The 25,020-nt window shown below is 63.9% G+C and carries 24 protein-coding genes; 15 read left to right on the top strand and 9 right to left on the bottom strand.

Going from position 1 to position 25,020, the window contains the following annotated elements; translation table 11 throughout:
- Positions 1–24 precede the first annotated feature (24 nt).
- From QU44_RS02430 to QU44_RS02420, 3 genes are all read left to right on the top strand, one after another.
- Positions 25–675 carry an SRPBCC family protein gene (locus QU44_RS02430; RefSeq protein ID WP_052134272.1) on the top strand — a complete coding sequence of 217 codons (651 nt, stop codon included), beginning with the start codon at positions 25–27 and terminating at the stop codon, positions 673–675.
- Complete coding sequence (locus tag QU44_RS02425; RefSeq protein ID WP_033919869.1) at positions 675–1,859, top strand: zinc-dependent alcohol dehydrogenase; 1,185 nt, start codon at positions 675–677, stop codon at positions 1,857–1,859. Before QU44_RS02430 ends, QU44_RS02425 begins: the two co-directional genes overlap by 1 nt.
- Positions 1,860–1,940: 81 nt before the next feature.
- A complete protein-coding gene (locus QU44_RS02420) occupies positions 1,941–2,741 on the top strand; it encodes a class I SAM-dependent methyltransferase (RefSeq protein WP_033919868.1) in 801 nt (266 codons plus the stop codon).
- A 126-nt stretch (positions 2,742–2,867) separates the two neighbouring features.
- Here QU44_RS02420 and QU44_RS02415 read toward each other — a convergent pair whose 3' ends face one another.
- Both QU44_RS02415 and QU44_RS02410 read right to left on the bottom strand, forming a co-directional pair.
- Positions 2,868–3,125, bottom strand: a complete 258-nt coding sequence (locus QU44_RS02415; protein ID WP_033919867.1) for a hypothetical protein — start codon at positions 3,123–3,125, stop codon at positions 2,868–2,870.
- Positions 3,126–3,261: 136 nt separating this feature from the next.
- Entirely contained in the window at positions 3,262–4,638 is a 1,377-nt protein-coding gene (locus QU44_RS02410; protein ID WP_033919866.1) for a M28 family peptidase, read from the bottom strand.
- A 204-nt stretch (positions 4,639–4,842) separates the two neighbouring features.
- Between QU44_RS02410 and ettA the strand changes: the two genes are divergently transcribed.
- Both ettA and QU44_RS02400 read left to right on the top strand, forming a co-directional pair.
- Positions 4,843–6,522, top strand: coding sequence for an energy-dependent translational throttle protein EttA (gene ettA / locus QU44_RS02405; protein WP_033919865.1), 1,680 nt, complete (start codon positions 4,843–4,845; stop codon positions 6,520–6,522).
- Between the two features lie 4 nt (positions 6,523–6,526).
- Positions 6,527–7,720, top strand: coding sequence for a sensor histidine kinase (locus QU44_RS02400; RefSeq protein WP_052134259.1), 1,194 nt, complete (start codon positions 6,527–6,529; stop codon positions 7,718–7,720).
- Here QU44_RS02400 and QU44_RS02395 read toward each other — a convergent pair.
- The 5 genes from QU44_RS02395 to QU44_RS02375 are packed head-to-tail and all read right to left on the bottom strand — an operon-like array spanning position 7,715 to position 11,977.
- Positions 7,715–8,287, bottom strand: a complete 573-nt coding sequence (locus QU44_RS02395; RefSeq protein ID WP_033919864.1) for a Uma2 family endonuclease — start codon at positions 8,285–8,287, stop codon at positions 7,715–7,717. The genes QU44_RS02400 and QU44_RS02395 overlap by 6 nt on opposite strands.
- Before the next feature lie 40 nt (positions 8,288–8,327).
- Positions 8,328–8,609: an acylphosphatase gene (locus QU44_RS02390; RefSeq protein ID WP_331377413.1), complete on the bottom strand. Its 282-nt coding sequence runs from the start codon at positions 8,607–8,609 to the stop codon at positions 8,328–8,330.
- Positions 8,606–9,343: an NYN domain-containing protein gene (locus QU44_RS02385; protein ID WP_033919863.1), complete on the bottom strand. Its 738-nt coding sequence runs from the start codon at positions 9,341–9,343 to the stop codon at positions 8,606–8,608. The genes QU44_RS02390 and QU44_RS02385 overlap by 4 nt, the downstream gene beginning before the upstream one ends.
- 42 nt (positions 9,344–9,385) lie before the next feature.
- Positions 9,386–9,895, bottom strand: a complete 510-nt coding sequence (gene greB, locus QU44_RS02380; RefSeq protein ID WP_197054225.1) for a transcription elongation factor GreB — start codon at positions 9,893–9,895, stop codon at positions 9,386–9,388.
- A gap of 9 nt (positions 9,896–9,904) precedes the next feature.
- The gene (locus tag QU44_RS02375; RefSeq protein WP_033919860.1) at positions 9,905–11,977 is read right to left on the bottom strand and encodes a lytic transglycosylase domain-containing protein; all 2,073 of its coding nucleotides are present in this window, start codon (positions 11,975–11,977) and stop codon (positions 9,905–9,907) included.
- A 69-nt stretch (positions 11,978–12,046) separates the two neighbouring features.
- On the opposite strand from QU44_RS02375, the gene dapA reads away from it, so the two are divergent.
- Positions 12,047–12,928, top strand: a complete 882-nt coding sequence (gene dapA, locus QU44_RS02370; RefSeq protein ID WP_033919859.1) for a 4-hydroxy-tetrahydrodipicolinate synthase — start codon at positions 12,047–12,049, stop codon at positions 12,926–12,928.
- An 80-nt stretch (positions 12,929–13,008) separates the two neighbouring features.
- On the opposite strand, the gene QU44_RS02365 is transcribed toward dapA, so the two are convergent.
- Positions 13,009–13,566 carry a fasciclin domain-containing protein gene (locus QU44_RS02365; RefSeq protein WP_443018066.1) on the bottom strand — a complete coding sequence of 186 codons (558 nt, stop codon included), beginning with the start codon at positions 13,564–13,566 and terminating at the stop codon, positions 13,009–13,011.
- Positions 13,567–13,763: 197 nt separating this feature from the next.
- On the opposite strand from QU44_RS02365, the gene smpB reads away from it, so the two are divergent.
- The 8 genes from smpB (at position 13,764) to QU44_RS02325 (ending at position 22,877) form a co-directional block, all read left to right on the top strand.
- Positions 13,764–14,246, top strand: coding sequence for an SsrA-binding protein SmpB (gene smpB, locus QU44_RS02360; protein ID WP_033919858.1), 483 nt, complete (start codon positions 13,764–13,766; stop codon positions 14,244–14,246).
- A gap of 3 nt (positions 14,247–14,249) precedes the next feature.
- Positions 14,250–14,825, top strand: coding sequence for a DUF2062 domain-containing protein (locus tag QU44_RS02355; RefSeq protein ID WP_052134258.1), 576 nt, complete (start codon positions 14,250–14,252; stop codon positions 14,823–14,825).
- A gap of 74 nt (positions 14,826–14,899) precedes the next feature.
- Positions 14,900–16,960, top strand: coding sequence for a M13 family metallopeptidase (locus QU44_RS02350; protein ID WP_033919857.1), 2,061 nt, complete (start codon positions 14,900–14,902; stop codon positions 16,958–16,960).
- A 126-nt stretch (positions 16,961–17,086) separates the two neighbouring features.
- The gene (locus QU44_RS02345) at positions 17,087–19,465 is read left to right on the top strand and encodes a hybrid sensor histidine kinase/response regulator (protein ID WP_033919856.1); all 2,379 of its coding nucleotides are present in this window, start codon (positions 17,087–17,089) and stop codon (positions 19,463–19,465) included.
- Between the two features lie 38 nt (positions 19,466–19,503).
- Positions 19,504–19,848 carry a response regulator gene (locus QU44_RS02340; protein WP_033919855.1) on the top strand — a complete coding sequence of 115 codons (345 nt, stop codon included), beginning with the start codon at positions 19,504–19,506 and terminating at the stop codon, positions 19,846–19,848.
- Positions 19,849–20,141: 293 nt separating this feature from the next.
- Positions 20,142–21,236 (top strand): recombinase RecA, encoded by a 1,095-nt coding sequence (gene recA, locus QU44_RS02335; RefSeq protein ID WP_033919853.1) that lies wholly within the window; start codon positions 20,142–20,144, stop codon positions 21,234–21,236.
- 127 nt (positions 21,237–21,363) lie between these two features.
- A complete protein-coding gene (locus tag QU44_RS02330) occupies positions 21,364–22,200 on the top strand; it encodes a class I SAM-dependent methyltransferase (RefSeq protein WP_033919851.1) in 837 nt (278 codons plus the stop codon).
- A gap of 29 nt (positions 22,201–22,229) precedes the next feature.
- The gene (locus tag QU44_RS02325; protein WP_033919850.1) at positions 22,230–22,877 is read left to right on the top strand and encodes a glutathione S-transferase family protein; all 648 of its coding nucleotides are present in this window, start codon (positions 22,230–22,232) and stop codon (positions 22,875–22,877) included.
- A 3-nt stretch (positions 22,878–22,880) separates the two neighbouring features.
- Here QU44_RS02325 and QU44_RS02320 read toward each other — a convergent pair whose 3' ends face one another.
- Positions 22,881–24,227 carry a dicarboxylate/amino acid:cation symporter gene (locus QU44_RS02320; RefSeq protein ID WP_033919849.1) on the bottom strand — a complete coding sequence of 449 codons (1,347 nt, stop codon included), beginning with the start codon at positions 24,225–24,227 and terminating at the stop codon, positions 22,881–22,883.
- A gap of 160 nt (positions 24,228–24,387) precedes the next feature.
- Here QU44_RS02320 and QU44_RS02315 point away from each other — a divergent pair, with 160 nt between their 5' ends.
- On the top strand, positions 24,388–25,011 hold the full coding sequence (locus QU44_RS02315) for a phytanoyl-CoA dioxygenase family protein (protein WP_052134271.1): 624 nt from the start codon (positions 24,388–24,390) through the stop codon (positions 25,009–25,011).
- Positions 25,012–25,020 lie beyond the last annotated feature (9 nt).

Raw genomic sequence — 25,020 nt, 5'->3', positions numbered from 1 at the left:
TTCATTCACAGCGGAGAACAAATGATGCGTAAGCCTTCCCAGACATCTTCCGGTTCCAGCGCCACGATCTTCGCCAGCTTGGGGCTGCTCGCCATCGCTGGGGTTGCCGGCGCGGTCGCATCGCGTCCTCGCAAGCCCGAAGGCGGCGAAGACAGCGCGCCTGGCCGCACCGCCCGGCACGGCAACTTTGGCGACTATACCGTGGTCGGCAAGACCGTGACGATCGCCAAGCCGTCGCGCGCCGAGCTGTTCGCCTTTTGGCGCGACTTCACCAACCTGCCCGCCTTTATGGAAAATCTCGATTCGGTGGTCATGACCGGGGGCAATCGATCGCGCTGGACGATCAAGTCGCCCGGCGGCACCGTGACCGTCGATAGCGAGATCGCCCAGGAGCGCGAAGGGGAGCTGATCGCCTGGCGCTCGGTCGAAGGCTCCGAAATCGACACCGAAGGGCGGGTCGCCTTTCGCGACGCCCCCGGTGGTCGGGGAACGCAGGTCGAACTGATCGTTGCGTACAAGGCACCGTTCGGCGGTGCCGGTCGCCTGGTGGCCACGTTGTTTCAGCGCGAGCCAAAGATACAGGCGCGCCGCGACCTTCGGCGCTTCAAGAGCCTGATGGAAACCGGCGAAATCGCCACATCCGATAATCGGCTAAATTTAGAGGAAGCTGCCTGATGCGCGCTCTTACCTTCCACGGCACGCAGGACGTGCGCGTCGATACCCATCCCGACCCCGAAATCGTCAATGCGCGCGATGCGATCATCCAGGTCACCTCGACCGCGATCTGCGGCTCCGACCTGCATCTGTACGACGGCGTGATTCCCGCCGTGATGAAGGGCGATATTCTGGGCCATGAATTCATGGGCCGAGTGGTCGAGGTTGGACCGCATTCGACGCTGAAAAAGGGCCAGCGCGTTGTCGTCCCCTTTACGATCTCGTGCGGCGCATGCTTCTTCTGCGGCCAGCAGCAATTCAGCGCATGCGATAACTCGAACCCCGTCGACAAGCGCGACATGTCCGAACAGCTTTACGGCACCCCGATGAGCGGCATGTTCGGTTATTCGCACCTCACCGGCGGCTATCCCGGCGGCCAGGCCGATCTGGTGCGGGTGCCCTATAGCGATGTCGGCCCCATCGTCATCGAAGACGACAGCCTCGACGATGACAAGGTGCTGTTTCTTTCTGACATTCTGCCGACTGGCTGGATGGCGGCGGAAAATGCCGAAATCACCAATGGCGATACCGTTGCCGTGTGGGGCGCAGGGCCGGTTGGCCTGTTCGCTGCCCAAAGCGCGCTGCTGATGGGCGCGCACAAGGTGATCGTCATCGATCACTATCCCAACCGGCTGCGGCTGGCGAAGGGGCTTGGCTGCGACGTCATCAACTTTCGCGAAAGCAATGTCCGCGAGGCGCTGATGGAGATGACCGGCGGCATCGGCCCCGATGCAGTTATCGATGCAGTCGGCATGGAAGCGCACGGCTTTAGTTTCGACAACATGCTCGACATCGCCAAGCAGAAGGTCGGCATGGGTGCGGATCGCGCATCGGCGCTCAAGCACGCCATCCTGGCGGTTCGCAAGGGCGGGCGGGTATCGATTCCCGGCGTCTATGGCGGCATGACAGACAAGTTTCCGCTGGGCGCGCTGATGGAAAAGGGCCTCAGCATCAAATCGGGGCAGACCCACACCCAGAAATATATGGAAAAGCTGCTGGGCATGATCACCGATGGCAAGATCGACACGACCTTCCTGATCTCGCACACCCTGCCGCTCGAACAGGCGGCAGATGGCTATCGCAACTTCAAGACGAAGCAGGATGATTTCACCAAGGTCATCCTGAAGCCCGGCATGGCTGCCTAAACGCATCAAGGGCCGGTGCCGCGATTGCGGTACCGGCTCGCCCCGTGCAAGATCAGCGTCCAATCGGCGTGAGGGGCGATGATGAACTGGACCGGCTTGGGTGCGATCGCTGCGGCGCTGTGGCTGGCACCGGCACTTGCGCCGGCGGCCTCAGCTCCGCAGGAAGAAGACAGCGTCCCCTATGTCCCCACGCCGCAGCCCATCGTCGAGGGAATGCTCGATCTCGCCCAGCTTGGCGCGGGCGACATGCTCATCGATCTGGGATCGGGCGATGGCCGCATCGTCATCGCAGCCGCCCGCCGCGGTGCCAGCGGTCTGGGGATCGACCGAAGCTCGCCGCTGGTAGCACGTGCCCGGATGCTGGCGCGCAGCCAGGAACTGCCCGGTCGCACGCGCTTCGAGCAAGGCGACTTGTTCGCCGCGCGCATCCGCGATGCCAACGTCGTCACCTTGTACCTGCTGCCGACGGTGAACCTCGCGCTTCGCCCTAAATTGCTCAACGAACTCAGGCCCGGCACGCGAATCGTCAGTCATGCCTTCGACATGACCGAATGGTCGCCCGATGAGCACCGGGTGGTGCAGGAAAAGAACCTGTATCTTTGGATCGTGCCGGCAACGGTTGGCGGCGAATGGCAACTGACGATGGCTGACGGACGAACCGCGATGTTGGCGTTCGACCAGCGGTTTCAACAGATCAGCGGCACCATCGATGGCGTACCAATCGAGCGACCGGTGTTGCGCGGTGATCGCCTGCGCTTTGTCATGCCTACGCCGCAAGGGCCACAGCTTTATCAGGCCATCGTCGGGGATCGTTCGATCGATCCCGACCCAGCCGCTTCCCCAAAAGGCGTGACAGGCTGGCAGGCGCTTAGGATCGACTGATCGGCCCGGCGAATTGCCGCGCGCCTCAGGTCGACCCGCATCTTCGCCAGACATGAAAAAGGGGCATCCCGCGAGGGACGCCCCTTTTCCAAAACCGTTCGATCGCCGCTAGGACGATCGATCCGATTACATGGCGTTTGCGACGTTCGCTTCGCCCGTGGCATCGGCGTTGTCGGCAGCCTCTTCGAGGTTGTCGGCAGCGTTCTCAAGCATCATGGCTTCCGACTCGGTGGTGGCGTTGTCAGCCATCATTTCCATGTTGTCGGCTTCCATTTCCAGGTTCGCTGCCATCGCGTCGCCAGCGTTCTCGGCAGGGGTACCCTGGTTGCACGCGGCCAAAGACATCAGGCCAGCGGCAGCAGCGACAAGAACCATCTTCTTCATGTGCGATTGCTCCCAAGCAATAATCTGTTTCGTAGCCGGCCCGAATGCCGTCACGAAGATGCCGCATTTAGCGACGCAGCGTGGCAGGTCAACGCCAAATTCATCCTACGGTAAGGTTTGAGGGGGAAAACCTGCCTCAATTCGCCGCATTTCGCATCCCGATCTCCTCGGGCGCATTCGCCACGACTGCCAGCATCGCGGTCCACGCCGCTACGTTTTGCTGCATTTGCGCCGGGTCGATTTTGTCGAGCGTGTCGTCGGGCGTGTGGTGCAGATCGAAATAGCGCGTGCCGTCCTGTTGCAGGTCGATGCCCGGCGTTCCTGCCGCGATCACCGCCGACACATCGGCCCCGCCGCGTGCGGGGGCCGAGCCGCCGGCGATACCCAGCGGCAACAAAGCCGCCTTCAGCCGGTCGGCGACCGGCTTGGCTTCGGGTGCAAAGCTGGTGTCGACCCGCCAGACGCGATCGGCCCCGAAATCGGATTCGGCGGCGGCGACATGGCGCTCGTTCTTGTGCGCCTCGAAATAAGCACGGCCACCGAATACGCCCACTTCCTCGGCCCCGGCCCACAGGACACGAATCGTTCGGCGCGGTTTGCCGGCATCCATGATTCGCTTGGCGGCAGCGGTGACGATGCCGCAGCCAGCCGCGTCATCAAATGCACCCGTTGCCAAATCCCAGCTATCGAGGTGGCACGCGACTAGCACGATCCCCGCCGCCGGATCAGTACCAGGCACCTCGGCGATTACGTTGCCCGACTGCCGGGTGCCAAGGATACGCGGCGTCAGGGTCAGCTTCATCCGCACCGGCTGTCCGCGCTGGATGATCCGTTCGAGCTGCTCGGCATCGGGGATCGACAGCGCAGCCGCCGGGATCGCGGCGACCCCGTCGGGAAAATTGGTGCCGCCGGTGTGCGGATTGCGATGGTAATCGGTGCCGATCGACCGGATCAGGATCGCCACCGCACCTTTTTGCGCTGCCAGACCCGGCCCCGAGCGCCGCGCAATGCCATAAGTGCCATATTGCGACCCGTCCTGGGTCGAGGTCATTTCATGGCTGATAAAGGCGATCTTGCCGTTGAGCGATCCGTCCTTGGCTTCGACCAGATCGGCATAGCTAGCGAAATACGCCACCTCGCCTTCGATCCCGCGCGCGGGGGTCGCGCCCGAATTGCCGAGCGCGGTAAGTCTCAGCGGTTGCGGGAAAGGCGCTAGGATCTCAGCACTCTCCTCGCCGCGCACCCAGGTTTTGAGCGGGAACGGCTCGTTTCGCACATTGCTGAAACCCATTGCCGTCAGCGTCTTTAGTGACCAGGCGCGAGCCCGCTCCTCGGCCTCGGTCCCCGCAAGTCGCGGCCCGACCTCGGTCGTCAGCCCCTCGGTAATCGCATAGGCGATCTCGTCGTCGAGTGCAGCGTCACGCAGCTGCGCTACCTGGTCGGGCACTTGCTGCGCGGTGGCGGGGGTGAGCGAAGAGGCCAAGGCAAGCGTCGCTAAAAAAACATTCTTCATGATTTGAGCGAATCCTCAGGTTTCGGGGGAAATAGCGTCGGGGCCTGGCATCGACGGTGCCTGCAACTTGCCGGCGTCGACTTAGAAGCGCTCCATAGCGACAGCCTATCGGGCGACCGTTCGTTTGCCAATGCGCCGCCGTATCGCTATGTCCCGGCAACGAAATTCCCTTCATCGCAATTCCGTCTAGCGGAGACCTCGCTCGTGGCCGTCCAATACAGCTTCGTCATGAAAGGCCTGACCAAGACCTTTCCTGGCGCCAACAAGCCCGTCCTGAGCAATATCAGCCTGCAATTCCTGCCCGACGCCAAGATCGCGATCATCGGCCCCAACGGCGCCGGCAAGTCGACGCTGATGAAGGTCATGGCGGGGATGGATACCGAATTCACCGGCGAGGCTTGGGCCGCCGAGGGGATCAAGGTCGGCTATCTGGCGCAGGAGCCGCAGCTCGATCCAAGCAAGGACGTCATGGGCAACGTCAAGGATGGCGTGCGTCCGGTCGCCGACCTGGTCGATCGCTTCAACGAGATTTCGAACATCATGGGCGACCCGCCCGAGGATGCCGATTTCGACGCGCTGATGACCGAGATGGGCGAGCTGCAGGAAAAGATCGACGCGGTCGATGGCTGGACGCTCGACAACCAGCTCGAGATCGCGATGGAGGCATTGCGCTGCCCGCCGGGCGATGCCGATGTCAGCAACCTGTCAGGCGGCGAGAAGCGCCGGGTGGCGCTCTGCAAGCTGCTGCTCGAAAAGCCGCAAATCCTGCTGCTCGACGAACCGACCAACCATCTCGATGCCGAAAGCGTCGCGTGGCTCGAAAATTATCTCAAGGAATATACCGGCAACGTCATTCTGGTGACGCATGACCGCTACTTCCTCGACAATGTCGTCAACTGGGTGCTCGAGCTAGATCGCGGGCGCTATTATACCTATGAATCGAACTATTCGGGGTATCTCGAAAAGAAGGTCAAGCGGCTCGAGCAGGAGGAGCGCGAGGAGCAGGGCAAGCAGAAGGCGATCGCCGACGAGCTCGCCTGGATGCGCCAGACCCCCAAGGCACGTCAGACCAAGTCGAAGGCGCGAATCCGCGCGTTCGACGATCTGGTCAAAAGCCAGGAAAATCGCGCGGTCGGCAAGGCGCAGATACTCATCCAGATCCCCGAACGCCTGGGCGGCAAGGTGATCGAGGCCGAGGGGCTAACCAAATCCTATGGCGACAAATTGCTGTTCGAGAATTTGACGTTCAGCCTGCCGCCGGGCGGCATCGTCGGCGTGATCGGTCCCAACGGCGCGGGCAAGTCGACCTTGTTCAAGCTGATCACCGGCCAGGAACAGCCCGACGAGGGCAAGATCGACATCGGCCAGACGGTGAAGCTTGGCTATGTCGACCAATCGCGCGATGCGCTCAATCCTGCGAACAATGTGTGGGAGGAAATCTCCGACAAGCTCGAAGTCTTCCGCTTCGGTAAGCAGGAGCTGGGCACGCGCGCCTATGTCGGCGCGTTCAACTTCAAGGGCCAGGACCAGCAGAAGAAGGTCGGCCAGCTTTCGGGCGGTGAGCGCAATCGCGTGCATATCGCCAAGATGCTGAAGGAGGGCGGTAACGTCCTGCTGCTCGACGAGCCGACCAACGATCTCGACGTCGAGACGCTGCGTGCGCTCGAAGAGGCGCTCGAAACCTTCGCGGGTTGCGCGGTGGTCATCAGCCATGACCGCTTCTTCCTCGATCGCCTGTGTACGCACATCCTGGCGTTCGAAGGCGACAGCCATGTCGAGTGGTTCGAAGGCAATTACGACAGCTATGAGGAAGACAAGCGCCGCCGCATGGGCGATGCCGCCAATCGCCCGACGCGGCTGGCGTACAAGAAACTGACTCGCTGAGGTCATGGCCGTGGTAGAGGATGCGCCGGCCGATCCGGGGCCGCGCCCACAGGGCGAGATCGACTATCGTCTGGGGCAGCAGCGTATCCTCGCCCGCTTCGGCATGGACGCGCTGCGGTCGCGCGACCTGGAGCAATTGTTGCAGCGCGCGACCGAGTTGTGCGCGGCTGGCATGAACGCCGGTTTCTGCAAATATCTCGATGCGCCCGACGATCAGGGGCGGATGCTGGTGCGCGCCGGGGTTGGCTGGGCGGACGGGATCGTCGGATCGGCACATCTTGGTGCCGACATCGCCTCGCCCGCCGGCTTTGCCTTCAAGATCGGCGAACCCGTGATCTCGAACCATCTGGAGGACGAGGAGCGGTTTCGCACGCCCGACATCATGGCCGATCACGGCATCCGGCGCGCGATCAACGTCCTCGTCGAAACCGACGGCCATCGCTATGGCGTGATCGAGGTCGACAGCGTCCATGACGGCAAGTTCGACGAAGACGATCTCGCGTTCATGCAGGGCTTTGCGAACCTGATCGGCGTCGCGATCGAGCGTCAGCATGCCGAAGGCAAGCTGAACGCGGCACTTGAGCATCAGGAATTGCTGGTGCGCGAAGCAAGCCATCGCGTGAAGAACAGCCTGGCGCTGGTCTCGGCGATGCTCAATCTCCAGATGCAGGAGGATGATGATCCGCGGATCATCCGCTTGCTCGGCGATGCCCAGGCACGGATCACCGCGATCGCACAGACCCACGACCAGCTTTGGCGCGGCGACCGGATCGGCATCGTCGTGCTCGACGATCTGGCGAGCGGCCTGGTAACCGGGCTGCAGGAGCAGGCACCGCAATGCCGGATCGAATGCGCCGCCGAACCGATCGCGATCAGTGCCGATACCGCGATCCCCCTGGGGCTGATGCTGACCGAATTGGTCACCAACGCAATCAAATATGCCGGTGGTGAGCGGCAAAGCGGCGCGATCGACGTCCGCATTGCCGAAGAGGGCGATGTGATCATGATGACGGTGACCGATAACGGCCCCGGCATGCCCAAGGGCTTCGACATCAATACTCAGTCGCGCGCCAGCCTTGGCATGCGGATGATCGCCAGCCTGACCCGTCAGCTTGGCGGCACCATCGCCTTCACCCCCGATCTGAATGACAAGGGCACCCGCGTGTGCCTGACATTCCCCAACCCGCGCGCGCTATAGGGCCGAGCTCGAGATCCGCAGCCCTGGGATCGCAATCGATTCGATCGCATCGCCAAAAGCGATTTCATGTCGGTCGCTATAGCTGCCATCGGCAGAGCGGCTCAGTTGGTGGATCACCCGCCGGTTGATGTCGGCAACCCAATATTCGGGCACGGCATTGCGGGCATATAGATCGGCTTTGCTACCCAGATCGGTCTGCAACGTCGTGTCGGCAACTTCGATCACCAGATGTACCGACGTACCAGGTATCAAGCCTTCGCCCAGCGGTTCGCTGGTCACAATGATGTCGGGTTCGGGCGCGTCGCTCGGGGGAAAGGCGATGCTGGCTTCGACGATCGGACAAAGCGTCGAGCCTAATACCGAAAGCGCATCGCGAACCGCATCATATAGCCGCATCTTGGTCAGCGCATGCGGGCGGTGCTGTGCGTTCGCGAACCAGATTTCCCCCGCGATCAGCTCGGTCTTGGCATAGCCCTCAAACGCGCCGGTTTGGTCGAGAACAAGATAGTCCTCGATCCGCAACCGCACCGCTTCCGGCGTGGTGTTCAGGGGGCGGTACTCGGTCATGCGGTAAGGCTATCACAAGAACGATAGGCCGCCCAAGCTCTCAGGCAGCGAACCGCTTGGTGAAGCCCTTGGCCGGCTTTTCGCTGTCGGGATCCGCCTCGACACTATCGACTCGGCAAAACATCGGCCCCTGGCGCGATGATTCGATGAACGCCGCCACCGCTTCATCCTCGCCCGACGCCAGCATCTCTACCCGGCCGTCGCGGGTATTGCGGACCCAGCCGACCACGCCATGCTCGCGCGCCTTGCGGACCATATAGTCCTGATAGCCGACGCCCTGCACCTTGCCTGAAACAAATACTCGCTGCGTCGCCATCATCATCGTACTCGTTTCACAAACACGCGGCCGCCTTCGCGCCGCTCGACCTGGAAATTCGGCACGTCGCCGATCAGGTCGGACAGCCGCGCATAGCCATAGTTGCGGGTATCGAAACTCGAACGATTGCCCGCCAATTGGCCGACATCGTTCAGGCTGGCATAACCCCGCTCGTCGCGCTTGCTAGCATTATACGCATCGATCAGCAGCTTCACCAATTCGTCGCTCACCGCACCCTTGGTGGTTTCCATCGCAAGCGGGGTGTCGATTTGCTGGGCGCGGTCTTTTTCGAGCCGGTCGAGGTCGATGAAGCGGCTGCACGCGGCGCGGAACCCTTCAGGTGCGCGCTGACTCCCAAAGCCATAGACCGGCAAGCCTTCCTGGCGGATTCGCATCGCCAGCGGCATGAAGTCGCTGTCCGACGACATCAGGCCAAAGCCGGTGACTCGCCCGCGAAACAGCAAATCCATCGCATCGATCGTCATCCGCATGTCGGTGGCGTTCTTGCCCTTGGTGATGTCGAACTGCTGATACGGCTCGATCCCGTGCTTCATCGTCAGCTCGGCCCAGCGCTTGAGGCCGGGCTTGCTCCAATTGCCATAAGCACGCCGGACGTTGACGGTGCCGAGTTCGGCCAGCACGGTCAGCACCGGATCGATCGTGGCAGAGGAGGCATTGTCGGCGTCGATCAGCAGCGCGACATTGCCGCTTGGCGGCGCGTCATTTGAAAAATCGGTCATGTGCGCAGTCTTAGGCCAGCCGATGTCGAAAGCCCAACGCTGTTAAGCGTCCGCCGCCACATCGGCGGGGCAGGGGGGATAGGCGATCGCCACCACCTCATATTCGCGCTCGCCCGCCGGCAGCACGACACGGCGAAGGTCGCCAAGCGTTGCCCCCCGCACCGCGCGCGCGATCGGCGAATTCCACCCGATCCTGCCGGCCGCCGCATCGGTTTCGTCATCGCCCACCAACGTCAGCACCCGCTCGGCATCATCCTCATCGGCCAGCGTCACCGTCGCGCCGAACCACACCCGGTCACGATCGGGCTGGCGCGCGGGATCGACGACCTTGGCGGCCTTCATCCGCCGCGACAAAAACCCCAGCCGCCGGTCGATTTCGCGCAGCCGTTTGCGGCCATAGATATAGTCGCCATTTTCCGACCGGTCGCCGTTGCCCGCCGCCCACGAGATAACCTCGACCAACTTGGGCCGCTCGCCACTGAGCAGCGCGTCATATTCGGCCATCAACGCCGAATAGCCCGCCGGGGTGATATAGTTGGGGCGATCCATCATCGACTAATGTCAGCCCGGCGTCCGTTTGCCCATATACCAGGACAGGTTCGTCGGCCCGCGCGACCGTGCTTTGTCGGGGTGCATCAGGTCATACACCACCGCGTTTTCCAGCACGCGCTGGACGTAATTCTTGGTCTCGAAATACGGGATGTCCTCGACCCAATCGAGCCAGTCGACCGCGCCAGTGCGCGGATCGCCATTGGCGCGCAGCCATTTGTTCACATTGCCCGCGCCGGCGTTGTACGCCGCGATCGCCAGCGGATAGCTGTCGCCATAATAGCTCAGCATCCGCTGGAAATAGGTCGAGCCGAGCTGGATATTGTAGCTCGGATCGCTGGTCAGCGATTCCGGGTTGTAGCTCAGCCCGATCTTGCCTGATTGCTCACGCGCGGTCGCCGGCATCAACTGCATCAGCCCGCGTGCACCCACCCGGCTTACCGCTGCCCGGTCGAACTGGCTTTCCTGCCGCGCGATCGCGTGGATCATCGTCCAGTTCGACGCTTGCGACCCCGGCACCGCGACGCTGGGGAAGCCGAACGCCGCCTGGGTATAGTGCCCGTTGGTCGACGCGCTCCGCCCCACCATCACGCCAAGGTCGGGCCGCCCGATCGACTGGCCAAGGTCGGCAGCCAGGATATGGTCCTCGGCGGTGGTGGCGTCGGCGGCGATCTGGCGCAGGAACAGCCCCTGATCAGCAGCCCGGTTCATCTGCCCCAGCGACCGCGCCGCGCGCACCACCTCGCGGTTCTGAAATGCAGCGCGCACCCCAGGGTTGACCGACGCTGCCGTCGGTGGCGCTGGCAACCGGCGGATCGGCTGGCCCAGCCGCTCGAGCGACAATTGCCCGTAATACAGGTCGGGGAACACCGCCGCGCGCTGGTAAAATCCCTGCGCCGCGGTCCGGTCGCCCGCCGCCTCGGCAGCGCGCCCGGCCCAATACAGGCCCTTCGACCGGGTCTGCGGGGTTTGCGATGCCATGCCATAACGCTCGTACATCCCGATCGCATCGCGTGGACGGTTGAGCCGGCGCATCGCGGTCTGCCCCGCCAGCCACGCCAGGCTGGTATAATCGTCGCGCTCGCCATAGGGGCGCGTCGAAACATCGGTGCCCGCCGGATAGGCGTCGTCGATCTGACGCGCGATGTCATAGGCGGTGCCGTATTGCCGATCGGCAGCGGCACCCTGCGCCTGTTGCAGCAGCACCTCGTACCAATCCTCGACCCGGCCGGGCAGCGCTGACAGCCGGCGCGGTTGCGCCAGATAGGTGCGCGCGGCCGGCGACTGGTTACTCGCGCGCAGCCAGGTCGCGCGATCGGCGATATAGCCCGGATCCTGCCGGTCACTTTGGCTCACTTGCGCGGCGAAGATAGCCGCCTCGGGCGAGCGCTTGCGGAACGCGAGCCGCGCGGCGAAGAGTGCGCGCTTGCTGGGTGACACCAACGCCAATTGCCGGTCGCCCGCGCTGGTCGCGCCCTGCCACAGCAGCATATCCATCCGCGCATCATGATCGGCGGGGCCGATCGCGCCGGGAAAACCGCCAAGCAGTCTGGCCTCGTCAGCAACACGCAGCGATCCTTTGCGCCACGCCGCACGCGCCGCTGCTTGCGCCTGGGTCTGCTGGCCGGTCGCCAGCAACGCCTCGGCATGGCGGATATGGCCGGCGGCGGTCAGCGGCGGAAAGCGCCCGAAGAAGCGCACGACCAGCGCGGCATTGGTCGCGCCGCTGCCGAGCATCGTCTCGGCCGCAGAACGCCGGCTCACCTCGCCCGGCCAGCCCGGATGCGCGAGCAGGAAATTGGCATATTCGGCGAAACTATAATTGTCCGACTGTTGCAGCCGCTTCCATTCATTGATGTCGCGGGTCAGCGGGTCGCTGGCGTAAGCGGGCAGCGGCTGGACTATTGGCCCAGTCGGCTGCGGGCCGGTCTGCTGCGACAGAGGCTGTGTCGCCATGCCGCGCGGCGGCCAGCTTTGCCCAGCCGATGGCTGCGTCTGCACCTGGGGCGCAAGCGAGTGAGCGGATAAGGTGACGCCCGAAACACCGGCGATTACCAATGCGAGCTTGGAATACGACCCTAGCATGCTGGACAGACTATGGCACTGCGACCTATCTGTCGCCTCCGAATTACCTCTGATCGGCAGTTTCATCGCATGTTTTCCGGTTCCATCCCGGCGCTCGCCACGCCGTTTCGCTCAGGCCGCTTTGACGAGCCGCAATATCGCGCCTTGATCGACTGGCAGATTGAACAAGGCTCATCGGGGCTGGTTCCCTGCGGCACCACCGGCGAAGCCGCGACCATGTCGATCGACGAGCATAATTATGTGCTGTCGGTGTGCATCGATCAGGCGGCGGGCCGGGTGCCGGTGATCGCGGGCTGCGGATCGAACGACACCTCGGTCGCGCTCGAACATATGCGCGCCGCCAAGGCTGCGGGTGCAGCCGCCGCTTTGCTCGTCCCGCCTTATTACAACCGCCCCAATCAGGAGGGCGTCTTTCGCCACTTCGAGAAATTGGCGAGCGAGGGCGGCCTGCCGATCATGCTCTACAATGTGCCCGCGCGCACCGTCACCGACATTCAGGTCGAAACGATGGCGCGGATCGTCGCGGCGTTCCCTGATGTGATCGTTGGCGTGAAGGACGCGACCGGCGTGTTGGCGCGCGTCTCGATGCAGCGCGCGGCGTGCGGCGAAGGCTTCGTCCAGCTTTCGGGCAATGACGACACCGCCCTGGCGTTTATGGCGATGGGCGGGGCAGGGTGCATCTCGGTCACCGCCAATGTCGCACCGCGCTTGTGTGCCGATTTCCAGGCGGCATGTCGCGCCGGCGACTATGCGACGGCACTGGTGCTGCAAGACCGGCTGTTCCCGCTGCATTCGGCCTTGTTCAGCGATGCTTCGCCGGGGCCGGTCAAACATGCGCTGTCGAAGGTGCGCCCCGGCTTTTCGGACGATCTGCGCTTGCCGATGACGCCGCCCTGCGACGAGTCAAAGGCGCTCGTCGATGCCGCACTGGCGCATGCGGGGTTGGTGTAAATTACATAGGGCTGTGCGCTACCACACGCCCCTCGCGATAAGGCGGGGGTGGGTGCAAACGAACCCACCCCGCCCCAGCATTACGGCATCAGGACGCCGTCGATCACATGGATCATGCCGTTCGACTGGCGGACATCGGCGATGGTGATATTCGCCGTCCCGCCCTTGGCATCGGTCACGGTATAGCCATTGCCCGCCTTGCGGAACGTCAGCGTTCCGCCCTGCACGGTCGGCACGGTCGCGCTGCCGCCACCCGCCTGGACCAATGCTGCGACGTCGCTCGCCGAAACCGCTCCCGATACGACATGATAGGTGAGGATGGTGGTCAGCGTGCCCTTGTTCTCGGGCTTTACCAGCGTCTCGACGGTGCCGGCAGGCAGCTTGGCGAATGCCGCGTTGGTCGGTGCGAACACGGTGAACGGACCCGCCGAATTCAGCGTATCGACCAGCCCTGCTGCGGTCACCGCCGCGACCAGCGTGGTGTGATCCTTTGAATTGACCGCGTTACCAACGATCGTCTTGTTGGCATACATGGCGGCACCGCCCACCATCGGGTTGGACGCACCCTGCGCTGCGGCGGGGGTTTCGGTTGGGATCGTTTCGGCCTGAAGCGCCGCGGCGTTTGCGCCGACCAGCATCGTGGCGGTCAGCATCATCGTCTTGAAGGTCTTTGGCATGAGATCTCTCCTTGGCGTAACCCGGCCATCGGGCACGGCATAGATACGCGCCAGGATGCGGTTGGGGATCGCGGCAATCGCCCATATGGGCTAAATCCCGTGTGGCATGCGCGCCACGCCTTTTGTTTGCCGTTTACTGCGCCTATGTCCCGCATCCCATGGCCCGACCCCGTCCCATCGAATTCGACAAAGTGAAGACCGTCGCCGAGAACCGGCGCGCGCGCTTCGAATATTTCATCGACGACGTGTATGAGGCAGGCATCGCGCTGACCGGCACCGAGGTGAAGGCGCTGCGCGGCGGCGAAGGCTCGATCGCCGAAGCCTATGCCGAGGTGAAGGGCGAAGAGATCTGGCTGGTCAACGCCAACATCCCCGAATTCAGCCACGGCAACCGCTTCAATCATGAGCCAAAGCGTCCGCGCAAATTGCTGCTGAAAGAGCGGCAGATCAACAAGCTGCATGGCGCGGTCGCCCGCGAAGGCATGACGCTCGTGCCGCTCAGCGTCTATTTCAATACGCAGGGGCGCGCGAAGGTCGAACTGGCGCTCGCCAAGGGCAAGAAGAACCACGACAAGCGCGATACGATCAAGGACCGCGACTGGAAGCGGGACCAGCAACGTATCTTGCGCGACCGGGGCTGAACCATGGCGCGCAAACAGGGTGACAAGGATTGGCTGGCGCGCACCATTGCGGCCAATGTACCGACCCGCGAACAGCTTGAGAGCAATCGAATCCTTCGCCCCGTCGCGCATCGGGTGCTCGCACCTGAATTATGGCGCTTCACGCGCCGCTCGGTGCCCAGCGGCACCGCGCTTGGGCTGTTCGTGGGGATATTCCTGTTGATTCCGGGTGTTCAGATGGCAGGCGCGGCGCTGCTGGCGCTGCCGTTTCGCGCCAATGTGCCCATCGCCGTTGCGATGACCTTTCTCAGCAATCCCGCGACGACGCCGTTCATCCTCTACGCATCGATCTGGCTGGGCAATTTCCTGCTGGGCCGAAGCGCCGATGCGTCGGGGTTCATGGCGTTGGTCAACGCGCATGCCGGCGTCGCCGAATGGGTCACCTGGCTGCTGTCGGAAGCTGCGCCGGCGATGATATTGGGGCTGTTCGTGATCTCGGCGGTATCGGCCTTTATCGGCTATTGGATCGCGGTGCTGTTCTGGCGGCTTCGCGTCGCGGCGAAGTGGAAGATCCGCCACCTGCGCCAGCACCCCGATTGAACAACTACGCCGCCGTTGACGCGGCGTGTCAGCGGCGTAAGACGCTGAGCAACCAGAAAATCGAGAGGTAGCTCATGCGTTTTACCGCCATGTCCGCAGCATTGCTTGGCGGTGCCGCCATGCTTTCGGGCTGCGCCACCCCCAGCCCCGCGACCGACACCGTCGCTGCGACTGTAACCGCACCGCAGCCGGCAAATGCCCCGCGTTATGGCGTATTCGGCTTCGACACCGCCGGCATGGACACGGGCATCGCGCCCGGTAACGATTTTTACGATTTCGCCAACGGCACCTGGGCAAAGACCACCCCGATCCCCGCCGACAAATCGAATTACGGCCTGTTCAACGTGCTGGACGACCAGGCCCGCACCCAGACTCGCGCGATCTTGGAAGAGCAAAAGGACATTGCCGGATCGAAGATCGGCACCGCCTATGCAACCTATCTCGACCAGGCAGCGATCGACGCCAAGGGCCTTGCCCCGATCCAGCCCTGGCTTACTCAGATCAAGGCGGTTGGCGACAAGGCGGGCTATGCCGCGCTGGTGGCAGAGGCGCAGCGAAGCGGCGTCGACGGTCCGATCGGCACCTATGTCGGCATCGATGACAAGAACCCCACCATTTATGCCGTGACCCTGGGCCAATCGGGCCTGGGCATGCCCGACCGCGATTACTACCTGTCGACCGACGCCAAGCAGGTCGAGACGCGCGCCGCCTATCTTGCCTATCTCACCAAGCTGTTGACGCTGGCGGGCGAGGCCAACGCCGCCCAGCGCGCCGCCGCGATCCTAGCGTTCGAAACCGACATCGCCCGCGTCCATTGGACCCGCACCGAGAGCCGCGACAGCGAGAAGACGTATAACAAGACCAGCCTCGCCGATCTGACGCGCGCCGCGCCCGGCTTCGATTTCAAGCGCTATTTCGCTGCCGCAGGGACGCCCGTCGACACGCTGATCGTCGCGCAACCAAGCGCGATCGCGGGCACCGCCAAGCTGATCGCCGCCGCGCCGATGCAGGTGTTGCAGGACCAGATGATCGTCCGCTCACTCGAAAACTTCGCTGGCAGCCTGCCGAGCGCGATCGACCAGACCGTCTTTGCCTTTAGCGGCACCACGCTCGCCGGCACGCCCGAGCAGGAGCCGCGCTGGAAACGGGCGGTCAGCTTCACCAACCGTGCGCTGTCGGACGAGGTCAGCAAGCTTTACGTCGATCGCCACTTTCCCGCCTCGACCAAGGCGGCGGCTGACGATCTGGTCAAGAACGTCATCACCGCGTTCGACAAGCGGATCGACAAGCTCGACTGGATGGACCCCGCGACCAAGGTGAAGGCCAAGGCCAAGCTCGCCGCCTTCACCCCCAAGATCGGCTATCCCGACCAGTGGCGTGATTATTCGTCGCTTGAGATTCGCGCGGGCGACGCTTTCGGCAACGCGCTGCGCGCCAATCACTGGGCGTATCAGGACAATATCTCGAAGCTGGGCCAACCGATCCGCAAATGGGAATGGGGCATGACCCCGATGACGGTGAACGCCTATGCCAATTTCGGCATGGTCGAGATCGTCTTCCCCGCCGCGATCCTCCAGCCGCCCTTCTTCGACCCCAATGCCGATCCGGCGATCAACTATGGCGGCATCGGGGCGGTGATCGGCCATGAGCTGAGCCATCATTTCGACGATCAGGGATCGAAATACGACCTGGAAGGCCGCCTCACCACCTGGTGGACGCCGCAGGATGTCGAGCGGTTCAAGCAGCGCTCGCAAGCCGTTGTCGCGCAATATGCGGCCTATGACGGCATGCCCGGCATGAAGGTGAATGGCGAACTGACGCTGGGGGAGAACATCGCCGATCTGGCGGGGCTGACGATGGCCTATGACGCCTATATCGCCTCGCTCGGCGGCAAGCCCGCGCCGGTGATCGGCGGCTTTACCGGCGATCAGCGGTTCCACCTCGGCTGGGCGCAACTGTGGCGGCGCAAATATCGCGATGCCGAGCTACGCCGCCGCTTGCTGACGGATTCGCACTCGCCCTCGGTTCAGCGGGTCGCGGTCGTCCGCAATATCGATCCCTGGTACGCCGCGTTCAAGGTGCAGCCGGGCACCGAGCTATATCTTGCGCCCAAGGACCGCATTTCGATCTGGTAAGTCCGATGATCTGCTAGGTAGGGCAGGGGCGGGGGAGGACTTCCCCCGCCATGCTGCTCGCACCACCCGGCGCGGCGAACCAACGGCCCGCTTGACGGCCCGAAAACCCGGCCCCAACACGCGGCGATGGCATCGCTTTCCCCTCCTGACGCGCAAGCCCCCGCAACCCGCGCGCTGCTGATTGCGGGCGGGGCGGGGTTGCTCGCTGCGCTCACCATCTTGTTCATACTCGACGATTGGCAGGTCGCCGCCGCTTTCCTGGCGACCGCATTGGTGCTTGGCGGCGCGATGCTGGCGTTTCGTGCTGCCCGCCCGGCGCAGGCGGCGGTCGCCCCGACGATCGACTGGTCGGTCGCCAATGCGCTTGCCGCTGCCAGTGTCGATGCCCTGGCGGTCACCGATTGCGACGGGCGGCTGGTCTGTGCCAATCGCGCCTATGAACTACTGTTCGAAGGGCTGCCGACCCCGCCCAACCTGCCGATCGACCCTGCCGCTGCCACCGCGCTCGGCACCACCGGGCGCACCGCCTGGCGCGACGGCGAAGGCCAGTCGACACTGACGCACGGCGGTGCGGCGCTCGATGTCGGAATCGTCCGCGCCGGCGACGACATGCTGGTCTGGCGTTTCGCGCGTGCCGCCGATGCTGGATCGGCGGTCGATCTCGATCCGTTGCTTGGCGGCGAAATCGGCGACCGGCTGGCCAGCGCCGGCATCATGGTGGCCACGCTCACGTCGCAGGGCCGGGTTCGCGCCGCCAACCGGGTGCTGTGCCTGCGCGCGATGGGGCAGCCCGATGGCGCGATTGCGGGGCGCGACTTCGCCCGCTTTCTCACCACCGACAGCAATGGCGTGCTTCGGTTCGAACGCGAAGGGGCCGCCGGCAATCCGCTGCGGCTGCTTCAGGTGCCCGTGAGCGCGCAGGACGATGCGCCGCTGGTGGTCGCGCTGCTCGATGAGGAAGACGCCGGCCTTCCCGCCGCGATCGGATCGAACGTCACCGCGCATGTTCGCGCGCTCGTCTCGTTATTGCCTTTCGGGATGGCGCTGGTCGATCGTGAGGGGCGCTTCGTGCATATGAACGATGCCTTTGTCCGCGCCGCCGGCATCGGCGCGGGGCCACCGCCGCTCTATCCCGGCGATCTGGTGATCCGCGAGGACAAGGGCGCGCTAGCCGATGCCATCCGCCGCTTTTCGGGCGGTGCCGCGCATTCCGCCGATATGCAGGTCCGCCTCGCCGGCCGCCCCGACGATCCGATCGCGCTGACGCTGGCCGGCGCGCGCGGCCTGGGCGAGGCGGCAGTCCTCATCAGCCTGAAGGAGACCGGGCAGGAGGGCGAACTCAAGCGCCAGGTCGCGCAGGCGATCAAGATGCAGGCGGTCGGCCAGCTCGCCGGCGGCGTCGCGCATGATTTCAACAATATCCTCACCGCGATCATCGGGCATTGCGACCTGATGCTGATGCGCCATTCGCCCGGCGACAGCGATTATGACGACATCCAGCAGGTGCGCGCCAATTCGAACCGCGCCGCCGCGCTTACCCGCCAGTTGCTCGCCTTCTCGCGCCAGCAGACGCTTCGCCCGCAAACGCTGCAATTGCCCGACGTCATTTCCGAAGTCTCGAACCTGCTGAACCGCCTTTTGGGCGAAACCGTCCTGCTCGACGTGAAGCATGGCCGCGGGCTGGGGGCAGTACGCGCCGATCCCGGACAGCTCGAACAGGTCGTCGTCAATCTTGCCGTCAACGCCCGCGACGCCATGCTCGCCGCTAACCCTAATGGCGGCGGCACGCTGACGATCGAAACGCTCGCGGTCACCGCCGCCGACGTCCGCCAGATGGATAATGACGTGCTGCCGATCGGGGATTATTCGGTGCTTCGCGTCAGCGACACCGGCACCGGCATCCCGATCGAGGCGCTGTCGAAAATCTTCGAACCGTTTTTCACCACCAAGGAAATCGGCAAGGGCACCGGCCTTGGCCTTTCGACCGTTTATGGCATCGTCAAACAGTCGGGCGGCTATATCTTCGCCGAATCGCCGCCTGGGCAGGGGGCGATATTCACCATCTATCTGCCGGTCCACACCGCGACCGAAACACCGGCAAAGGCACCGCCAAAGCCGGTCAAGAAAGCCGATACCTGGGGCACCGGCACGATCCTGCTGGTAGAGGATGAGGCAATGGTGCGCGCCGTCGCCGAGCGCGCGCTGACGCGGCAGGGGTATAAGGTGCTCACCGCCGAACATGGCGAAGCCGCGCTCGAACTGCTGGCGACGTCGGGCCGCCCCGATCTGTTGATCTCTGATGTCGTCATGCCGATGATGGACGGCCCGACGATGGTTCGCCATGTCCGCGAACAATATCCCGATCTGCCGATCCTATTCATGTCGGGCTATGCCGAGGAACAATTGCGGCGCTCGATCGACCTCGACAATGTCGCCTTTCTTCCCAAGCCCTTCTCGGTGCAACAGCTTGCCGAGGCGGCGCAGACGGCGTTGCTGACCGATTGAGACTTGGCGAAACCGCCATGTTCTGCCTATGACCCGGAATGACCGAACGCCAGCGTGTCCTCATTGTTGAGGACGAACCCCTTATTGCCATGATGCTCGAGGATTTCCTCGACGCGCTCGACCGTGATGTCGCGGGCACCGCCGAAACGGTGCAGACCGCGCTCGAACTGGTACAGGCGGGTAGCGTCGATGCCGCGATCCTCGACGTGAACTTGCGCGGCGGCGAGAAAAGCTGGCCGGTAGCCGACGCACTGGCCGCCGCCGGCATCCCTTTCGTCCTCGCCACCGGCGGCGATGTCCTTGCCGAAGCCCATCGCGACCGCCCGGTATTGTCCAAGCCCTTCACGATGGACGGCGTGGAAAAGGCGCTGGATTCGCTCTGAAGCTGCGGGCGAGCGGAGGCTTGGGGGCCGTTGCCGCCCTATGTCCCATCCGCACCCCACGAAGCGCAGGCCGCCCGCCATCCCCGTTCGTTTCGAGCGAAGTCGGGAAACCGGGCCGCCGACAGCAGTGTAACCGTTTGACGAATCTCCGACATGTCGCGGTTCCGGCGGAAGGAGCGCCGCGTGCCTTGGCTGTCCAAGTTCACCTCTTGTTCCGATAGAACAAACCATATACATAGCCATCATGCGTTGAACGGTTCGCGCGGTTGTTCTAGCGATAGGGATGCCTCGACATGGCAGCACAACTCAAGGTGATCGACAGCAAAATGGCAGCTTCCTCGGACAAAATTGCGGGTGACCGGCAAAAGGCGCTCGACGCTGCGCTCGCACAGATCGACCGTGCATTCGGCAAGGGCTCGGCGATGCGGCTGGGTTCGAAGGAGACGATGCAGGTCGAGGTCATCTCGACCGGGTCGCTCGGGCTCGACATCGCGCTTGGCGTCGGCGGTCTGCCGCGTGGCCGGGTGATTGAAGTCTATGGCCCCGAAAGCTCGGGCAAGACGACGCTGGCGCTGCATGTGATTGCCGAGGCGCAGCGCGGCGGCGGCACGGCGGCGTTCGTCGATGCCGAACATGCGCTCGACCCGGTCTATGCCAAGAAATTGGGCGTCAACATCGACGAATTGATCGTGTCGCAGCCCGACACCGGCGAGCAGGCGCTCGAGATCGTCGACACGCTGGTGCGCTCGAACGCGATCGACGTGCTGGTGATCGATTCGGTCGCCGCCTTGGTGCCGCGCGCCGAAATCGAGGGCGAGATGGGCGACAGCCATGTCGGCCTTCAGGCGCGGTTGATGTCGCAATCGCTGCGCAAGCTCACCGGCTCGATCAGCCGGTCGCGCTGCATGGTGATCTTCATCAACCAGCTGCGGATGAAGATCGGCGTGATGTACGGCAACCCTGAGACGACGACCGGCGGCAACGCGCTCAAATTCTACGCCTCGGTCCGCCTCGATATTCGCCGCACCGGCCAGATCAAGGATCGCGAAGACATCGTCGGCAACGCGACTCGCGTGAAAGTGGTCAAGAACAAGGTCGCGCCGCCGTTCAAGCAGGTCGAATTCGACATCATGTATGGCGAAGGAATTTCCAAGATCGGCGAAATCCTCGATCTCGGCGTCAAGGCCGGACTGGTCGAGAAATCGGGCGCATGGTTCAGCTATGACAGCGTCCGCGTCGGTCAGGGGCGTGAGAATTCGAAAAATTATCTGCGCGAACATCCCGAAATGGCCGACAAGCTCGAAAAGGCGATCCGCGCGCGTACCGACAAGGTCGCCGAGGAATTGATGGTCGGCCCCAGCGCCGAAGACGATCTCGACGACGAATGATCGTGAAGGGCAGGGGCATCAACGTGCGGGCATCCGCCGCGCCCCTGCCCATTGCGGGCTTCTTTGCTGAAAGGCTGCCGCTGCTGACGGCAACCTGCCTTCAGCGTACACTTCGTCCGGTTTCAGCATGACCGGCGCGGCGGATTGGAAAGCGCGGGTCGGCGATAATTGGGCCGCCGAATGGCAGCGCACCGATCGCAGCTTTGAAGGGCTCGACCCCCATCTGGTGGCGGCGATCCTTGCCGCCGCGCCGCCTAATGGCCGCGCTCTCGACCTTGGCTGCGGTGCCGGCGCGACCAGTCTGGCGATTGCCTCGGCTCGCCCCGACCTGGCGATCGCCGCAGTCGATCTTTCGCCCGCACTGGTGGCTGTCGCGCAAGCCCGTACCGCCGACCTGCCCAATGCCGAAGTCTTCGCCGGTGACGTGCTCGATGCCGGGTCAGCCACCCCATTCGATCTCATCTTCTCGCGCCACGGGGTGATGTTTTTCCCCGATCCGGCGGCCGCGTTTGCTCGCCTGATCCAATTTGTCCGGCCCGGCGGCGCGCTGGTCTTTTCCAGCTTTCGCGATCGATCCCTGAATGGCTGGGCAACCGAAACCGCCGCAGCGCTCGGTGCGTCGCCAACGCCTAGCGGGGGATCGCTGGGTGCTGGCCCTGGTCCGTTCGCCTTTGCCGATCGCAGCGAAGTAGCCGAGTTTCTGGCATCCGCCGGTTGGACGGCGATCGATGCCCGGCCGATCGACTATGCCTATCGCGCCGGTGCCGGGCTGGACGCCCTGGCCGACGCGGTCGATTTCCTGCGGCGAATCGGCCCGGCGGCTGCGCTGATCGCCGCTGCCGCCGAACCGGAACGCCCCGCACTGGTCGAACGTTTGACCCGGGCTTGCGCCGATCGCCTGCTGGGCGGTGTCGTCGATTTTCCCGCCGCTGCCTGGCTCTGGTCGGCACAGGCACCTCGCTGAAGCACGCGCTACATTGCCAAGGAGCCGCCATGACGATCATCGTCCACCACCTCGAAAATTCGCGGTCGCAGCGCGTGCTCTGGCTGCTCGAGGAACTGGCGCTGCCCTATGAAGTCAAGCGGTATGCGCGGAACAAGGCGACGATGCTGGCACCGCCCGAGCTGCGCCGCGTCCATCCCCTGGGCAAGTCGCCGGTGATTGAGGATACCGCGCCTGCCGGCGATGATACGGCACAGGTCGTCGCCGAAACCGGCGCGATTGTCGAATATCTGGTCGACAAGGCTGACGGACGGCTTGGTGCTCCCGCGCATCGCGCCGCGCTGCTACGCTATCGCCATTTCCTGCACTATGCCGAAGGGTCGCTGATGCCGCCGCTGCTGCTCAAGCTGGTGCTGGCGCGGGTGCCGCTGTTCGGCAAGGCGGCGCAAAAGAAGATACAGCCGATGATCGCCGTCCACCTCGATTATGTCGAGGCCGAGCTCGCCAGCCGATCCTGGTTCGCCGGCAACGCCTTCACCGCCGCCGATGTGATGATGAGCTTCCCGCTCGAAGCTGCGCGCAGCCGGGCCGGGCTGAACGCCTCGCGCCCCGCGACGATCGCTTGGCTCGAGAAAATCCATGCCCGCCCGGCCTATCAGGCGGCGCTCAAGGCGGGCGGCCCCTACGCCTACGCTTGATGGTCAGCCGCGGCGGACCGGTTCACCGAACTCGTCGAAGCTGGTCGGGCCGGTCACCGGGGGCAGGTCGTGCGGTGCCACATGCGTGCTGTAATCTTCGGGCTCGGGTGGATCGAGCCGCCCGCCTTCCCATTTTGCCACCACCGCGCTAGCCACCGCATTGCCAACGACGTTGGTCGCCGACCGCCCCATGTCGAGGAAATGGTCGACCGCCAGGATCAGCAACAGCCCCGCCTCGGGAATGTCGAAAAATGCCAGCGTCGCGGCGATCACCACCAGCGATGCGCGCGGCACCCCGGCGACGCCCTTCGACGTCACCATCAGCACCAGCAGCATCGTGATCTGCTGCCCCAGCGACAGATCGATGCCATAGGCCTGCGCGATGAACATCGTCGCAAAGGTCATGTAGATCATCGACCCATCGAGGTTGAACGAATAGCCCAGCGGCAGCACGAAGCTGGCGATGCGCGGTGGCACCCCGAACTTGTCGAGCGCCTCCAGCGTGCGCGGATAGGCGGCCTCCGACGACGCGGTCGAAAAGGCCAGCAGCAACGGCGCGCGGATATAGCCCACCAGTTGCAGGATTCGCGGCCCCACCACCAGGAACCCCGCGCCGATCAGCAACAGCCACAGCAACCCCATGCCCAGGTAAAAAGTGCCCATGAAATAGGCGAGGCTCATGATGATCCCCGGCCCGCGCTCAGCCAGCGTACCCGCTACCGCCGCGAACACCGCGAAGGGAGCGAAGCGCATGACGTAGTTGGTCACCTGCAGGATCACCTGCGCCAGCGCCTCGATCCCGCGCACCAAAGGCGCGGCCTTTTCACCCACCGCAGTGATCGCGACCCCGACGAACAGCGAGAAGACCACAATCTGGAGGATTTCATTGTCGGCCATCGCCTCGACACCCGAGGCGGGGACGATATGCGTGATGAAATTCTTGAGGTTGAACGCCCCGCGCTCGACCCCCGATGCCGCGTCGGCGGGCGGGATCGGGATTGCCAGGCCAACCCCGGGCTCGAACAGATTGACCAGAAACAGCCCCAAAGTCAGCGACACCAGGCTGGCGCAGAGAAACCACCCCACGGCGCGGAACCCTACGCGGCCCAACGCGGCGGTATCGCCCATATGCGCGATCCCCGCGACCAACGTCGCGAACACCAACGGCGCGATGATCATCTTGATCAGCCGCAGGAACAGCGTCGTGACGATCGAGAAATATTCGGCATATTGCGTCAACTGGGCATCGCCCGGCCCGCCACCGTCGGTGAGCGACAAATTGAGCGCAAGGCCGACGATGATGCCGAGCACCAGGCCGATCAGGATGTAGAGGGTCAGGCGCTTGGCCAAGGGGCAACTCCGAATGGAAACACGACATCCAACCAAGGGGATTGCGACGCGCGGGTCAAGCACCGTAATCGGGGTTATGTTCCCCGAATCGCGAAGTACCGACCTTGCGATTGACCATTTTCCGGTGCCTTCTGTGCTGCGGCAAGTTGGCGCGCTTAGAATGCCGGATGTCGTCGAAGGGCCAGAGGCAGGTGCCTTGGAAGGGCTGTTCGACCAAGTCGCTTCGGGCCGTCCTGGTGCCCGGCCCTCGATCGCGACGATCGCCCCGTTAACGGCTGTGGAGCGAGTGCGCGCCATTGTCGGCACATGGCTAGGACCGCAAACCCGGCCTGTCCGGATCCTGTTGCTCGACAAGAGCCCAACGGCGAATTGGGCGCTTGGCTGGCATCAGGATCGCACCGTCGCCGTGCGGGCGCGGCGCGAGGTCGCGGGCTTCGGTGCCTGGACGCGAAAGGCGGGGGTAGCCCATGCCGCGCCGCCGATCGACGTTTTGCAAAGGATGATCACTGCTCGGCTGCACCTTGACCATGTCGATAAGCGCAACGCGCCGCTCCTGATCGCGCCGGGGTCGCATCGGATGGGGCTGATTCGCGAAAGTGCGATTGATGCTGTCGTTGCGAATTGCGGTGTCTCAACCTGTCTGGCCGATCGCGGGGATGGGTGGTTTTACAGCACGCCGATCCTGCATGCGTCGGCTCGCTTGGCATCCGGCAGTCGCCGGCGGGTGATCCAGATCGACTTTGCTGCCTTCGATCTGCCTGGCGGGCTTGAATGGACGACTTGAGCCACGCTC

The organism is Sphingomonas sp. 37zxx (genome assembly GCF_000786205.1).
Lineage (GTDB): Bacteria > Pseudomonadota > Alphaproteobacteria > Sphingomonadales > Sphingomonadaceae > Sphingomonas.
This window is presented reverse-complemented; position numbering and strand designations above follow the sequence as displayed.

Excerpts from the sequence above, each read along its gene's own strand:
- QU44_RS02430 (WP_052134272.1), top strand. The coding sequence starts at position 25 with ATGCGTAAGCCTTCCCAGACATCTTCCGGTTCCAGCGCCACGATCTTC.
- QU44_RS02425 (WP_033919869.1), top strand. The coding sequence starts at position 675 with ATGCGCGCTCTTACCTTCCACGGCACGCAGGACGTGCGCGTCGATACC.
- QU44_RS02420 (WP_033919868.1), top strand. The coding sequence starts at position 1,941 with ATGAACTGGACCGGCTTGGGTGCGATCGCTGCGGCGCTGTGGCTGGCA.
- QU44_RS02415 (WP_033919867.1), bottom strand. The coding sequence starts at position 3,125 with ATGAAGAAGATGGTTCTTGTCGCTGCTGCCGCTGGCCTGATGTCTTTG.
- QU44_RS02410 (WP_033919866.1), bottom strand. The coding sequence starts at position 4,638 with ATGAAGAATGTTTTTTTAGCGACGCTTGCCTTGGCCTCTTCGCTCACC.
- QU44_RS02400 (WP_052134259.1), top strand. The coding sequence starts at position 6,527 with ATGGCCGTGGTAGAGGATGCGCCGGCCGATCCGGGGCCGCGCCCACAG.
- QU44_RS02395 (WP_033919864.1), bottom strand. The coding sequence starts at position 8,287 with ATGACCGAGTACCGCCCCCTGAACACCACGCCGGAAGCGGTGCGGTTG.
- QU44_RS02390 (WP_331377413.1), bottom strand. The coding sequence starts at position 8,609 with ATGATGATGGCGACGCAGCGAGTATTTGTTTCAGGCAAGGTGCAGGGC.
- QU44_RS02385 (WP_033919863.1), bottom strand. The coding sequence starts at position 9,343 with ATGACCGATTTTTCAAATGACGCGCCGCCAAGCGGCAATGTCGCGCTG.
- greB (WP_197054225.1), bottom strand. The coding sequence starts at position 9,895 with ATGATGGATCGCCCCAACTATATCACCCCGGCGGGCTATTCGGCGTTG.
- QU44_RS02375 (WP_033919860.1), bottom strand. The coding sequence starts at position 11,977 with ATGCTAGGGTCGTATTCCAAGCTCGCATTGGTAATCGCCGGTGTTTCG.
- dapA (WP_033919859.1), top strand. The coding sequence starts at position 12,047 with ATGTTTTCCGGTTCCATCCCGGCGCTCGCCACGCCGTTTCGCTCAGGC.
- QU44_RS02365 (WP_443018066.1), bottom strand. The coding sequence starts at position 13,566 with ATGCTGGTCGGCGCAAACGCCGCGGCGCTTCAGGCCGAAACGATCCCA.
- smpB (WP_033919858.1), top strand. The coding sequence starts at position 13,764 with ATGGCCCGACCCCGTCCCATCGAATTCGACAAAGTGAAGACCGTCGCC.
- QU44_RS02355 (WP_052134258.1), top strand. The coding sequence starts at position 14,250 with ATGGCGCGCAAACAGGGTGACAAGGATTGGCTGGCGCGCACCATTGCG.
- QU44_RS02350 (WP_033919857.1), top strand. The coding sequence starts at position 14,900 with ATGCGTTTTACCGCCATGTCCGCAGCATTGCTTGGCGGTGCCGCCATG.
- QU44_RS02345 (WP_033919856.1), top strand. The coding sequence starts at position 17,087 with ATGGCATCGCTTTCCCCTCCTGACGCGCAAGCCCCCGCAACCCGCGCG.
- QU44_RS02340 (WP_033919855.1), top strand. The coding sequence starts at position 19,504 with ATGACCGAACGCCAGCGTGTCCTCATTGTTGAGGACGAACCCCTTATT.
- recA (WP_033919853.1), top strand. The coding sequence starts at position 20,142 with ATGGCAGCACAACTCAAGGTGATCGACAGCAAAATGGCAGCTTCCTCG.
- QU44_RS02330 (WP_033919851.1), top strand. The coding sequence starts at position 21,364 with ATGACCGGCGCGGCGGATTGGAAAGCGCGGGTCGGCGATAATTGGGCC.
- QU44_RS02325 (WP_033919850.1), top strand. The coding sequence starts at position 22,230 with ATGACGATCATCGTCCACCACCTCGAAAATTCGCGGTCGCAGCGCGTG.
- QU44_RS02315 (WP_052134271.1), top strand. The coding sequence starts at position 24,388 with ATGCCGGATGTCGTCGAAGGGCCAGAGGCAGGTGCCTTGGAAGGGCTG.